Genomic DNA, 13,419 nt, shown 5'->3' with positions numbered 1-13,419 from the left:
GCAAGCGCGCCCAGCCGGCCGCGCCCGCGCCGCGGCGCCCTGCCCGCCGCGCCTTCCGTTGCATTCATTCCTGCTTTCATGCCCATTCACTCCCTACCGCTGCGCGGACCGATCCGCGGACTGCACATGGCGCCAGATGCCGCCGCTCAGGCGCAGGTTCTCCGGCGGACCGGCCACGTGCGCCCGCAGGTGCTTGAAATACGCTTCCTGCCAACGCCGCGCATACGCGTCGGCGTCCTCCCCGGGTTCGACCGCGGGCAGCATCTCCAGCGTGTAGGCGACGCGGCCGTCTTCCCAGCGCGGCGTGTAGAACACCGAGGGCACGCCCTGGCGATGCGCCAGGTGCGCCGCGAAGCTGGAATAGGTCACGGACTGCCCTTCGAAATCCACGCGCGGCGCGGCCGGATTGGCGGCGCCGTCCACGGCCAGGCACAGCACGTTGCCCGACGCCAGCGCGCGCATGCAGGCCTTGGCGACCTGCGCCTCGGTCTGGTCGGCGGTGGAGATCAGGGCGGCGGCATAGCTGCTCTGGGCAATGCTGGGCGCGGTCGCCAGCCAGCGCGACGGAATGCCCAGCAATTCCAGCGCCATGAGGCCGGCATACATGGGCCCCACGTGCGCCGTGGCGACCACCACGCCCCGGCCGGCCGCCAGCAGCGGCGCGAAGAAACGCTCGCCGGTGTCCAGCTCGCCCAGCATCTGCATGGCTTCCTCGACACTGTCCTCGCGGCATTCGAGCCAGTCGAACAGCAGGTGATCGACCAGATGCCCCCAGCGCGCGCGCCGCTCCCATTGCTTGCGGTCGGCCGTGGCGTCGCCGCGCAGCGACCAGGCCCAGTCCAGGCGCGCCTGCGGGATCGGCGCGCTGTCCAGCTTCTGCTCCAGCTGCTCCAGGGCTTGCTGGAACGTCGCCGGCAGCGCCTGGCCGCGCTGCGCGACGTAGCGTTCGAACAGGGCCTCGGCTTCCTGCTTGCGGCCCGCCTGCGACAGCGCGCCGATGGCCGCGCGCTGCCAGAGCCGCTTGTCGGGCGATTTCTCGACCAGCCGCATCAATTGGTCGGCGGCCTCCCCGTACCGCAGCGTGTAGCGCAGCGCGCGCGCATACAAGGCGCGGGTCTGCTCCAGTTCCGGGGCCAGTTCCACGGCCTGCCGCAACGGCGCCTCGGCCTCCTTGTAGCGGCCGGCGCGCAGCAGCGTTTCGCCATGCAGGGTCAACAGCCGCACGTCGGCGGGCGCCGCTTTCAGGCCGGCCTCGAAATGCGCCAGGGCATGCTGCTTGCGGTCGTCCTCGGTGGCGCGGCGCAGGTGCGCCAACCCCAGCGAAGCGCGCAGCGCCGGCGCATCATGTCCCGCGTCCAGGGCCGCGTTGCCCAGCAGGATCGCCGCCTCGACCCGGTCGTCGTCGAGCAGCGCGCGCACGGCCACTGTCGCCACGCGCGCGTTCGGCAGGCCTGCCCCGTCCAGGGCCAAGGCAACGCCGGCCGCCTCGGCGGCGTCGCCATTGCGTGAATAAGCCAGCATCCACCAGTGCGCTTCGCCGGGATCGACGAGCGACACGGCGGCGGTCTCGCGCGCGACGGCGGCGGCCTCGGCGATGCGTCCGGCCTGCACGCGCAGTTGTATCCGCGCGGCCTGCAGCGCCGCGGAATCCGGCGCGATGGCGGCGGCCGCATCCGCCTGGGCGATGGCCCGGTCCCACTGCTCGGTGCGGCCCAGCAGGCTGGCAAGCAGGCGGCGGTCGTCGGTGCGCGCCGGGTAGGCCGCCACCAGGCACTCCAGCGCGGCAATCGCCGGCTCCAGCCGCCCCACCCGCACGAATGGCGATACCAGCAAGCGGCGCGCATCGCGCCAGCCCTCCTCCACCCGCGCCAGCGCCGGCCCCAACTCGGCCATCGCCTCCGACGGCTCATCGGCCTCCAGGATCCGCTTGATGACCCCGCGCAGGCGGCTGGTGGCATCGCTCGCGGCGGCGGTGGCGCTCCGCGTCGCCGCCGCGGCGGCGCCGGGGCGTTCTATCGTCGTATCAACCATGGCGCAATCCTCGCAACAAAGCCATCGCCGCGCGCAGCACGAACATGAGCACGAAGCCCAGCGCCAGCGCCTGCAGCAGCAACACCCCTGTGCGCGGGCTGCTGGGCCGGTCCGTGGAGACCGGCTGGGCGATGATGGACAGATAGCGTTGCAGGCGCAGGGCGTCCGTCACGGCCTGCTGGTATGACTGCTGCGCCAGCGTCAGATTCGAATCCGCGAAGGCCTGGGTATTGCGCAGCGCTTCGTACGACTTCAGTTGCTTCGCTTCGGTGTTGCCTTCCCCGCTCAGCCGCTGGCGGACGTTGGCCAGCCGCTTCTTCAGGGCGGCAACCTGCATTTCGGCGGGCTTGAGCATGAAGTGATCCTTGTTGCCGATGGCGCGGATCTTGTCCAGGTTGATCTGCGCGCTGCTCAGCTCCGCTTCGAGCTGGCTGGACAGGTTCAGCAGCATGGCCACCGTCGCCGTCGGGTCGATATTGCCGTGCGCGGTGCGCCATGCCGTCAGGGCTTCGCGGGCGGCAAGGGCCTTCTGTTCGGCCTGCCTGACCGATTCCTCGCTGACCCTCAGCTTGTCCGCCACGCCTTTCTCGTTCATGGAGCTGACGAAGTTCTCCGCCAGGCCGATCAGGGCCTTGGACAGCGTCTCGGCGTCTTCGGGCGAATACGCCCGCACGCGCAGCACGTCGATCTGCTCCAGGGCATTGAAGGAAACCTGGACCGAAGCCCGGTAGGCGCGATAGAGATCGTCTTCGCTCGAGTCCTCGGACAGATGGTTGGCCGGGTCCATGCCCGGGTTCCGCAGGTACTGGCGCAGGCCGACCTGCTTGTCCAGTTGCCGCATGCTGTCGCGCGACTTGAGAAAATCGCTGACGGCCCAGCCGTCGACGAAGCCGCCGAGCATGCCGCCAGAATTGCCCGTGGTGAGCAGGCTGGCCGCCATGGCGCCGCCGCCCTGCTGGCCCGACCCCGACTGCACGAAAAAACGCGATTCCGCCTCGTAGCGCGGCGTGGCGATGCAAAGCACATACACCAGGGCCACGGCCACCGGCGCGACGACGATGAGCACGTTGATCCAGCGGTGGCGGCGGCGCTCGCGCAACGCGGATTGCCGTTCGCGGCGCCGGCGCTCGATCTCGGAGCCGCCCTCAGAAGCCGAGTTGGCCGTCGTCGAAGCCGCCGAAGACATCGTCGCCTGTTCCGGACTCGCTTCTTGAGCGCCGCGGGGGGAACTTGCGGATGCACTGGTCGAGGTCGTCTTCGATGCGGAGTGCGCTGCGTTCATAAATCAGGCCCTTCAGGCAATAGTCCGCCAATTGATTCTGGCGGTAACTGGAAAGAATGAGCGTCCTGCCGACCAGCCGTTCTTCGAACAGCGCCAGCCAGAGACGGGTGAAACGGCAGGGTTCGAAGGGGATGGCCCCTTCGATCACGTAGACATCGAACGCCGGCGCCAGGGCCAGCGCGAACGAAAACTCCTGCCGCGCATACAGCGGCCAATGCTCCATCGGCCGGCTCAGGATCCTGGGGTCAGTGACCAGGTCCGCCACCAGTTCATAGGTGGCGTCGGCGTCCAGTTCGTACATCTGGCTCACCAGCTCGATCATGCTCAGGCCGCTGGCCTTGCCGCGGATGAAGCCCTGTCGGCCGATCGCCCAGGATACGTTGCCCTCGTGCTGCACGAACCCCTGGCGCGGCGGGCGCAGGCCGCACAGCAGGTCGATGATCTGGCGATGCAGCTCCGGCGCGGGCGAGAGCAAGGCATAGCGCCCGACGGGAATGTCGAGGTTGGCCTGGGCCAGCAACGCCTGCCGGCTGCCGAAGGCCTGGGGATTGTCCGTCACGCCATTGAGATGGATCATTGCCATTCCTCACATCGGCTGGATATTGGGACGGGCCAGCCGCTCGGCCGCCAGGGCCAGCACCATCAGGAACACCAGGCTGGTCAGGAAATAGCCCAGGCTCGCGTCCTGCGACGTGTAGGCGTCGAAGTAGGCCGAGCGCAGCAACTGCATGCCATGCGCGAATGGCAGCCACAGCATCCAGGGCCGCAAATGCTCCGGCAACTGTTCCGAGACGAAGAAGACGCCCGAGAATATCTGCAGGAAGCGCTCGATCACCGGCGCCAGCCGCAGAAAGAAGTGCCAGAAGGTCGCGATCGCGCCGAACAGCAGGCCCATCGCGGCGGCGCAGCACGCCATCAACACCACGAACAGCATGAAGCCCGGCCAGCTCCTGGGCAACGTGATCAGGTCCAGCGCGTGGCCGGCGGTGATCAGGACCACGAACACCACCAGGTACACCGACACATACAGCAGCGCCTGCACCAGCGCGCACATCAACGGCGACACGCCCTGGAAGTTCAGCAGGCCGCGGGCCGACACATAGGCCGTGCTGCTGCGGAAGATGATCTGCCGGAACATGATCCAGGTGGTCGCTCCCAACAGCGAGAACGTCTGCACATCCATGCCCAGGATGTAGTGCGTGCCCATCAGGATGTACAGCGACGAAATCAGCGTCAGCAGCACCACCGGCCCGACCAGCGCCCACAGCAGCGCCACCCGGCTCTCGCCATGCATCACATGGAGCTGATACACGAACAGGGCCAGCAGCGTGCGACCGCCAGGCCAGCCGCGGCCGGCGATGCGGGGACGATGCCCGGCATGCAGTCCGCGCACGCGGTCCCGCAGAATCGCCAGGTCGCCGGCCTCGCCCGCGGGCAGCTCCATTTCCAGCGCGATATCGTTGCGCGAGGCGTGGCGTCGCGCATCGCGCGCCTCGTCCTGCCTGCGCCGCTGCTCGCGCCGCGCCTGGGCCTCGGCCAGGCGCCGGTCTTCCGCCACCAACCGGGCAGGCATGTAGCCGGGCGCGAAAACCTCGACGCCCGCTCGGATGTCCTGCTCCAGCAGCCGCACGATGATGCGCAGCCGCCGCCGCGAAAAGTCCGCCAGCGTCTCGTCGACCCGGGCACGCGCGATCTCCGCGTCCAGCTCGGCCTGCACCGCCTCGTAGACCGCCCGCCGGGCGGCCACGGAATCATGCGGTTCGCCCTGCAGCCGCGCCAGCAGCGGCTTGAACAGGACGGCCGGCTCTGCCTTGGCCTCGAACAACGCGGCAGGGTCCAGGCGCCAGGCATCGACCCCCGCTCCCACCGCGTAGCTGCTGTCTTTTTTCCGCGCCCGCCAACCCTTGATCCGATCCTCGTTGCTCATCGACACACTACTGGCTGACGCCGGAGGAACCGCCGGAATCGGAATCGATGGCGCGCGTGGCGCTGAAGCCTGCGCTCATGGTCACACGGAAGGCGGACAGCACCTTCTGCACCTGGGTGAACGGCGCGTCCGAGATGTAGATCGCCTGGCCCTCGTGCACGCTGAACTCGCGCGCCAGCGCTACTTGCTCCGGGCGTGTCAGGTCGAACTGGTACACCACGGGCAGCAGGTCCGGCTTGCCCTCCACACCGGCCTGCGCGGGCGTGAACAGGAACACCGAGCGCGGGTCCGCCGTCTTGTCATCCAGGCCCTTGGCGTCGGCCAGCGCGTCCAGCACGCTGTAGTTGCGCTTGCTGATTGCCACCCGGCCCTGGGTGCCTGCCGCGCCCAGCACCGTCAGGAATTCGCGCGATTCGTAGGCGGTGATGACATCGCCGGACCGCAGCAGCACGTCGTTGTTCTGGTTGCGGTAGATGTCCGACAGACGCACCGAGGCCACCTGGTTGTCGCGCCGCAGGCTGATCACGAGCTGCTCGGGATTGGTCTGTACCGGCGCCGCCTGCGCCAGCGCGCTGCTGAGCCGCTGCGAGGTCTGGGTGATGGGATACATGCCCGGTTTGGTCAGATTGCCCTGCACCGTCACCATCTGCCCGCGCGCATCGGCCACGCGCGTCACGCTGACGTCGGCGCCCACCACCAGCCGGCTCAAGCGCGCCATGATGGCGTCATGCAACTGCGACAGCGTCATGCCGCCGGCCTGGAACTTGCCGAGGATGGGAAAAGCCACATTGCCGTTGCGATCCAGTTGCTGGTTGCCCAGGTCGCTCACGCCGGAAGGATCGGTCGCGAACACGCCCAGCCCGCCTCGCTCCCAGACCTTCACGTTGACACCGTCGCCCGGGACCAGGCTGTCGAAGCCGGCCTGGGTCAGGTCGCGGTAGCGCACGGGAAAATCGGCGACCTCGGGCACCCGGCTCGCGCGCGCAAGCTCGCGCGAGGCCGGCATCACGATCACGTCCTTGTCGTCGTGGGCCCCAGTCATTTCACTCAGCATGGGGCCGGAGCGCGGCAACTGGCAGCCACTGAGCATGAGCACGGTAATCAGCAGCAGGGCCGGCGCCGCAAGACGGCGCGGGCCCGCGGCCGGGACATTCATTTGCATAACTTCCTTTATCTTCAGGACCGGTTGGGGACCGGCGAATGCTCAGGCCTGCATCAGGCGCATCGGCGGCAGCTCCATGCTTTCGTCGTTCTCCGACTGGGGCATGAGCGGCATGCACAGGCTCAGGAACTTGGCCAGCATGGCGTCCAGCGAAAACAGGGTTTGCGCCCGCTGGCGGCTCTGCGCCCTCAGGCTCGCGTCGGCGCGCACCCGGTCCACGATAGAAACCACTTTGTCGCAGGCCTCGTGCAGGTCCGGATGCTCGACATCGCCCAGCAGGTGGCCCGTATGGTCTTCCTCGAAGCACTCGCCCGCCCCGCCGGCCGGGGTCGACACGACGGGCACGCCCAGCAACTGGGCCTCGATCAGCACGTTGGGCAAGCCCTCGTAGCGCGACAGCAGGACCTTGGCGTCCATCCGCGAATACCAGTAGCCCACGTGGTTCGACAAGCCGACCAGCAGCAGCCGGTCCATCACCTGCAGTTCTTCCGCCAGCGCCACGATGTTCTCGTGCAGCCGGCCGTCGCCGACGATGACAAAGCGAGCCCGCGGACGCTGCTTCAGGTAAAGCGCCGCCAGCTTGATCCACAGTTGCGGCCGCTTGTCCGGTTCCAGGCGGAACACGCCGCCGATGGTTTCCGTGGCGTCGGCCGTGCCCTCCTCGAAGGCGCGCCACTTTTCCTGGTCCGCCTCGGCGGCGTCGGTGGTCAGGTCCGGCACGCCGTTGTACAGCACGTGGAAGCGCACGATGGGAATGCCGAGCCACTCCGCATAGGCCTCGGCGGCCTTGCGGCTGTTGCTGACGAAATGCACGCCCGGCACCTGGGCCAGGGCCTGGTACAGCTCGGGATACTCTTCGCGGAAGCGATCCTTGCGGATGTTCGGCGGCAAGCCGCGGAACACCAGATGGATAGTCGGCGCGCCGGCCAGCAGCGCCGCCAGGGCGCCGAACAGGCAGGTGCCGTCCTGCCACAGGCTCACCACGTCGAAGGTGCTGGCGCGCAGCACGGGCGCCAGGCGCGTCACGCCATAGTGCACCGGCGGCGGCAACTGCTCCAGCAGCCGGCTCAGGCTGCCGTCCGGCACGGATTGGTGGGCCACCGAAATCGCGGGCAGCTTGTTGATCTCCGTGACGGGAATCCGCGCCTTGACCAGCACCGACAGGAAGAAGTCCAGGCCCTGCTTCTTGGTGGAACCGGCCGGCTCGGTGTGCTGCTTGACCAGCACTTCGACTTTCTCCGGCTTCAGCGGCGCATCGGCCACCCGCGCCTCGGGCTTGTCCGCCATGCGGGCCAGCTCTCCGGCCAGGCGCGTCAACTGGCGCTCGGCCCCGCCGGGCCCCAGGCTGCCCGTCACCAGCGCGACCGACACCGGCTTCTCGGGAGAATATTCCGGGATCTTTCGGTGGCGAAAATGCAGGATGGCGTGCTTCATCGACACGATCCTGATGTCTTTGCCCGCCAGCGCGCTCTCAGGCTCCAGGCGCTGGTAAAAGGCGTAGTCGCTGGCCAGGCCGTTGGCCAGCTCCGCCGCCTTGCTGCCCGGGGCCAGGTGCTTGGCCACGGGCGCGATCACGTCGAACGCGTCCGCCAACAGGCCGCGCTTGCGCAGGCGCTTGGCGAACTCCACGCGGATGTTGCGGTCCGTATGCTGCAGGATCAGCCGGCGGAACAGCTCGTCCGACTGCTCATACGCGCGGATGTCGCTGAGCAACTTGGCGCGGGCGAACAGCCGGGTGGGGTTGTCCGTGGATTCGGGCAGATGCCGCTCGACCAGGGCAAGCGCTTCCTCGACGTGGCGCTCCTTGACCAGGCGCGTTGCGCGATAACGCACGATTTCCAGGTCATCGGGGCATTCGCGCAACAGCGTGGCCCACTGTTCGGACATTCCTTCGTTCAGGCCCGCCGCCTCCTTCAGCCGCAGTAGCAGGAAGCGCACCTTGGAATCGGCCATGTGGCCGCGCGCCAGCGCCTGCGCGTCGGCCAGATTCGCTTGCGCCACCTGGACCCGCCCCGAGGCCGCCACGATTTCCTCAAGCCGCGCCTGGACCGCCTGCAGGTCCGGCGACGCGGCGCTCTTGCGTTCGGTAATCAGGGGCGGGTTCATGCGGCCTTCCTGCGGTTGGCCTTGTCGATCCACACCTGGCAGCGCTCGATGTAGTGGTCGTACTGGGCCGGATTATCGGAACGCTCCCGCAGCGCGCGCCAGTAAGGCAGGGCCTGTTCGAAACGATGCAGGCGCATGGCGCCGACCGCGGCCAGGCGCAGGCCGATGGGATCGTCGGGCACCAGTTGCAGGATTCGCTCGCCCAGCGCCAGGCGCTCGGTGGTGCTGGACGAATCCAGCGCGCGCGCCTCCGCGTACATCACGGCCAGGATGCGGCGCTTCTCGTGATCGACCTCCGGCATCCCCGGCCACGACTGCGCGACACGCTCCAGCAGGTTCCAGGCCGCCTTGGGATCGCCGGCGGACAGGATTTCCCGGGCGCCGCGAATGGCGCGCGGCCCGAGTCGCCCGAGCTGGCGCTCGGCCTCGTCCCTGGCGCTCTGGTCCGCCGATGCATGGGCCAGGACCATCTTGTAGGCGTCGATGGCCTCGCCGAACCAGCCGCCGTTGAACGCCACCCGCGCGAAATGCAATTGCGTGCTGAACGGCGCGGATTCGTTTGCGGCGGCCTGCTCCAGATGCCGCATGGCGGTCTGCTTGTCGCCCAGCGCATCGGCCGCGCGTCCCCGCATGGCATGCAGCTCGGGGAACTCAACCTGCGTATCGAGCGCGATGTCGGTCAGGTCGATCACTTCCTTGTGGTTGCCCGCCACCAGCGCGGCCCGCACGCCCAGGCGCATGGCGCGCTCAAAGGCGCGCTGCGCGCGCACGCCGGCCAGGGCATCGGGATTGAGCAGGCGGTGCGCGCAGATGCGCTCGGCGGCATCGCGCAGGCGGCCTTCCTCCAGCGCCTGCCCGCCCTCCTCGGCCCAGGCCGCGGACTGCGTGCGCAGCCAGTCGCAAATGTCTTCCTGCTCGCTGTCGGCCAGCTTGCAGGACACGGCCAGCGCGGCCGCGGCCATGATGCAGCCGCGCCAGGTCGCTTCCTTGACCAGCTCCAGCGCCTCGAAGTCCTTGAGCGCCGGCGATTCGGCGGCCAGCGCGCGCAGACCCGCGCGGTCTCCCGCGATCAGCCGGTCGCGCCACAGCATCGCGAAGCTGCGGCCATGCGACGGAATCGCCGCGCGCACTTCATGCACCCAGCGCAAGACGGCGTCCATGTCGCTGCCCGCCTGCAGCAGCGACAGCACGGTGTCGGCCGCCTCGGTGGCGGTCGCGTCCTGCGGCGAGGAAATACGGAATAGCTGCTTCCAGTTGCCCAGCGCCTCGTCCACGAACCCCAGGTGGCCGGCGGAAATAGCCGCGATGCGCACGATTTCCGGCGTTTCGATCTCGTCGCCCAGCAGGCCGGCGGCCAGCGAGTGCGCGACTTCGTGGCGGCCCAACTTGAAATGGTTGCGCATCAGGATCTGCTCGGCCTTGCTGCCGGTGGCCAGCGCGCCGTCCGCGCCATCCAGCAGCGCCAGCGAACCTTCGTAGTCGCCCAGTTCCTCCTGGATGCGGGCGAACAGCAGCGTGTGGTCCGGCAGGCCCGGATGGCGGCGCAGCACGTCGCGCAGGCGGCGCGAGGCCTCGCGCAGTTCGCCCGCGTCCCAGAGCTTCTCGATGCGTTCGGCGCTTTCCTCGGCGCCCAGCTTGGGCACGGCCGCCTGCGGCGTGGAGGCGCTCATGCGCGGACGCACGAAGGTCTTGAACCATTCGGTGTACAGGCGCTCGGCGAACAGCGGGGTGTAGTGCGTCAGGTCCAGCCCGCCGTCTTCCAACGCGTCGGCCTGGCCAATCTTGTTCATCAGCGGCGTCGGGTCGTAGCAAGGCACGCCGATCTGCTGCGCGCTGGCGGTCACGGTGGCGATCAGTTGCGCCCGTTGCTCGATCGGCACGTTGTCGGGCGTCATGGCGTTCACATGCGTAACGAATACCACCTTGTCGCGGCCCAACAGGTCGACCAGCGCCTGCATCTGCTGCGCGATCTCGTCGTCCGTCTGTTCGCGCTTGACGATGCGCGCGAGCAGGTCGCGGTTGTCCGCCGACAGGCCCTTGAAGACAGCGTCCTGGTCCAGCCAGGCGCGGCGCTCGGCCAGCCGCTCGTCGCTGGCCTGCGACCAGAACGTGCGGGTGCGCGCACGGTCGGCGAAGAATTCGCTGAAGTAGCGCACCAGGTAGTTGGACTGGATGGGATAGCCGTCAACGGTCAGCAGCTTGCGCGACGACAGCTCGACCATGTACAGGTCGGCCGGCTTGTGCGCGCCGCGCCGGGCCTGCTCGCCGTTGGACGGACGGAAGATCACGCGCTGCACGTCGGCGGGAATCTCGGCCTGGCCGAACATGAAGCGGGCCTGCTGCAGCGCCTCGGCGCTGGTGTGCACGAAGCCGTAATTGCGGCCGAGCTGCTGCTTGATCGGGTAGCGTCCCACGGCATCGCGCAGCGGTGTGTGGATGCGGCAGGTGCCAATCGGGGCGATGGTAAAGGCAGTCATTCCGGGCCTCTCCTGTGTTGATGGGTTGCGGGCCTGGACTCAGAGCGTCCAGTACAAGAGGTCGGACTGAAGCCGGCGGCTATCGAGCACCGACTTCAGGTCGCACACCATGCCGCCGGCCTTCACCAGCGCCGGCAGGTCTTCCCAGATGGTGTCCATGGTTTGGCGGTGCGGCACCGCCAGGATCAACACGTCCATATCGCGGAACTGGTCGCGGTCCACGAGACTGATGCCGTACTCATGCCGCATCTGCTCGGCGTCGACCATCGGATCGCATGCCACTGGCGTGATGCCGTAGTCGCCAAGGGCGTGATACAGGTCCACCACCTTCGAATTGCGGATGTCAGGCACGTTTTCCTTGAACGTCATGCCCAGGATGCCGACCCGGGTCGAAGCGTTCAGCCGGCCATTGCGGGCCAGGGTCTGCACCACGCGCGCGGCGACGTGGCTGGCCATGCCGTCGTTGATGCGGCGGCCCGACAGGATCACCTCCGGGTGGTAGCCCAGCTCCTGCGCCTTGGACGTCAGGTAGTACGGGTCCACGCCGATGCAATGGCCGCCGACCAGGCCTGGCGTGAACTTGAGGAAGTTCCACTTGGTGCCCGCGGCCGCCAGCACTTCGGCGGTGCGGATGCCGACCAGGTCGCAGATCTTGGACATCTCGTTCATCAGCGCGATGTTGATGTCGCGTTGCGTGTTCTCGAGTACCTTGGCGGCTTCGGCCACCTTGATTGACGAAGCGCGATGCACGCCCGCGTCGATGATCCGCTCGTAGACGCCGGCGATGATCTCCAGCGATGCCGCGTCCTGGCCGGACACGATCTTGACGATCTTCTCCAGCGGATGTTCGCGGTCGCCCGGATTGATCCGTTCGGGGCTGTAGCCGAGCTTGAAGTCGATACCGCAACGCAGGCCCGACGCCTTTTCCAGCTCGGGGCCGCAGATTTCCTCGGTCGCGCCGGGGTGCACCGTGGACTCGAACACCACGATGCAGCCGGGACGCAGCACCGGGCCGATCGAGCGGCAAGCGCGCACCAGCAGGGAAAAATCGGGGTTGTTTTTTTCATCGACGGGCGTCGGCACGGCAACGACGAAGAAGTCGCAACCGGCCAGTTCGCTCACCTGGTCGGTGAACAACATGGGGGACGCCAGCAAAGCATCGCGCTCGATCTCGCCGGTCCAGTCCTCTCCCTCTTTCAGGCTCTTGATTCGCCGTTTGTCCACGTCGAAACCGACGACATCAAAGCGCCTGGAAAATGCCACGGCCACGGGCAGGCCGACATATCCCAGACCGCACACTGCGATTCTGTTTACCACGGGGGACCTCACTGTTTACGTCGTGTCGAGGACAATGGAAACCCGCACCCAGGCACTGGTAATCGATGGGGAATCGAATGGTATTTACCTGCCTGGGCGAAGATGCCTTGTTCAGGATTAATTACAACTCGATACCCTGTTATACGTGTGGGCAGCGAGCCAACGAATCGTAAGCCGGGCCAACAGCAAATTTTTTTCTAAAAGTTTTCATCGCTGTGGAAATAAGTCCGCAAGGTTCGTAATAAACCCGGGGAAATCCCTCAATCAATCGTTCTCCACATACAAATGGAAATAGATGAGATTGTTTGTCTTGTAAGAAAATTTATAAAGAAGTTTTCCTATCTTGGATTAATCAAACCGCAAGAAATAAGCATGCCACGGACCGCTTCTTTAAATTCCCGGGAAAATGTCTTTATTGCAACTTCAAGTCACGGATGGGATTCGGATCAGTGGCAAATATCGTGGTAGGGGTAAATCGGCACAATCCTTTTCTGGCGCCCGGCTCCAACCGCATGCGGGTTCCCGACGCGCGAAAAAAAGCCCCGGAACCGCCAGGGTCCGGGGCCATGCCTCAGGCACGCCGCGTCGGGCGCATCGCCTGTTTACTGCAGCAGGCTGCGCAGCATCCAGGCGTTCTTTTCGTGCACGTCCAGGCGCTGCGTCAGCAGGTCGGCGGTGGGCTGGTCGTTGGCGGCGTCGGCCTTCTCGAAGGCGGCGCGGGCGGTCTTGGCGACCGATTCATTGGCGTTGACCAGCAGGCGCACCATTTCCAATGCTTCCGGCACCGACTCCGGCTCGGCGATGGACGACAGCTTGGCGTACTCGCGGTAGGTGCCCGGCGCATAGTGGCCCAGCGCGCGGATGCGTTCGGCGATGCTGTCCAGCGCGTTCCACGACTCGGTGTACTGGGTCATGAACATCAGGTGCAGGGTGTTGAACATGGGCCCCGTGACGTTCCAGTGGAAGTTGTGCGTCATCAGGTACAAGGTGTACGAGTCGGCCAACAGCTTGGACAATTCACCGGCCACGGCGGCGCGGTCCTTGTCCGAAATGCCGATGTTGATGCGCGGAACGCTGGGGGTCTTCTTGGAGGACTTTGCCATTGCTAGCTCCCTGT

The 13,419-nt window shown here is 67.0% G+C and carries 9 protein-coding genes; all 9 read right to left on the bottom strand.

Going from position 1 to position 13,419, the window contains the following annotated elements; genetic code table 11:
- Positions 1-93: 93 nt before the first annotated feature.
- A complete protein-coding gene (locus tag AC6LKG_RS03835; protein WP_498162841.1) occupies positions 94-2,031 on the bottom strand; it encodes a Vi polysaccharide transport protein VexE in 1,938 nt (645 codons plus the stop codon).
- A complete protein-coding gene (locus AC6LKG_RS03830) occupies positions 2,024-3,055 on the bottom strand; it encodes a KpsE/RkpR family capsule polysaccharide export protein (protein WP_498162909.1) in 1,032 nt (343 codons plus the stop codon). The genes AC6LKG_RS03835 and AC6LKG_RS03830 overlap by 8 nt, the downstream gene beginning before the upstream one ends.
- Positions 3,056-3,176: 121 nt before the next feature.
- On the bottom strand, positions 3,177-3,890 hold the full coding sequence (locus AC6LKG_RS03825) for a P-loop NTPase family protein (RefSeq protein ID WP_498162839.1): 714 nt from the start codon (positions 3,888-3,890) through the stop codon (positions 3,177-3,179).
- 9 nt (positions 3,891-3,899) lie between these two features.
- Positions 3,900-5,240: an ABC transporter permease gene (locus AC6LKG_RS03820; protein WP_498162838.1), complete on the bottom strand. Its 1,341-nt coding sequence runs from the start codon at positions 5,238-5,240 to the stop codon at positions 3,900-3,902.
- Positions 5,241-5,247: 7 nt separating this feature from the next.
- A complete protein-coding gene (locus tag AC6LKG_RS03815) occupies positions 5,248-6,402 on the bottom strand; it encodes a polysaccharide biosynthesis/export family protein (RefSeq protein ID WP_498162836.1) in 1,155 nt (384 codons plus the stop codon).
- A gap of 42 nt (positions 6,403-6,444) precedes the next feature.
- A complete protein-coding gene (locus AC6LKG_RS03810) occupies positions 6,445-8,508 on the bottom strand; it encodes a glycosyltransferase (RefSeq protein ID WP_498162835.1) in 2,064 nt (687 codons plus the stop codon).
- On the bottom strand, positions 8,505-10,985 hold the full coding sequence (locus tag AC6LKG_RS03805) for a hypothetical protein (protein WP_498162834.1): 2,481 nt from the start codon (positions 10,983-10,985) through the stop codon (positions 8,505-8,507). The genes AC6LKG_RS03810 and AC6LKG_RS03805 overlap by 4 nt, the downstream gene beginning before the upstream one ends.
- Positions 10,986-11,024: 39 nt before the next feature.
- Positions 11,025-12,284, bottom strand: a complete 1,260-nt coding sequence (locus AC6LKG_RS03800) for a nucleotide sugar dehydrogenase (RefSeq protein WP_498162908.1) — start codon at positions 12,282-12,284, stop codon at positions 11,025-11,027.
- 620 nt (positions 12,285-12,904) lie between these two features.
- Positions 12,905-13,405 (bottom strand): Dps family protein, encoded by a 501-nt coding sequence (locus tag AC6LKG_RS03795; protein WP_006386428.1) that lies wholly within the window; start codon positions 13,403-13,405, stop codon positions 12,905-12,907.
- Between the last annotated feature and the right edge of the window lie 14 nt (positions 13,406-13,419).

The organism is Achromobacter sp. 46006, from assembly GCF_059761975.1.
This window is presented reverse-complemented; position numbering and strand designations above follow the sequence as displayed.

Excerpts from the sequence above, each read along its gene's own strand:
- AC6LKG_RS03835 (WP_498162841.1), bottom strand. The coding sequence starts at position 2,031 with ATGGTTGATACGACGATAGAACGCCCCGGCGCCGCCGCGGCGGCGACG.
- AC6LKG_RS03795 (WP_006386428.1), bottom strand. The coding sequence starts at position 13,405 with ATGGCAAAGTCCTCCAAGAAGACCCCCAGCGTTCCGCGCATCAACATC.
- AC6LKG_RS03815 (WP_498162836.1), bottom strand. The coding sequence starts at position 6,402 with ATGCAAATGAATGTCCCGGCCGCGGGCCCGCGCCGTCTTGCGGCGCCG.
- AC6LKG_RS03825 (WP_498162839.1), bottom strand. The coding sequence starts at position 3,890 with ATGATCCATCTCAATGGCGTGACGGACAATCCCCAGGCCTTCGGCAGC.
- AC6LKG_RS03810 (WP_498162835.1), bottom strand. The coding sequence starts at position 8,508 with ATGAACCCGCCCCTGATTACCGAACGCAAGAGCGCCGCGTCGCCGGAC.
- AC6LKG_RS03820 (WP_498162838.1), bottom strand. The coding sequence starts at position 5,240 with ATGAGCAACGAGGATCGGATCAAGGGTTGGCGGGCGCGGAAAAAAGAC.
- AC6LKG_RS03805 (WP_498162834.1), bottom strand. The coding sequence starts at position 10,985 with ATGACTGCCTTTACCATCGCCCCGATTGGCACCTGCCGCATCCACACA.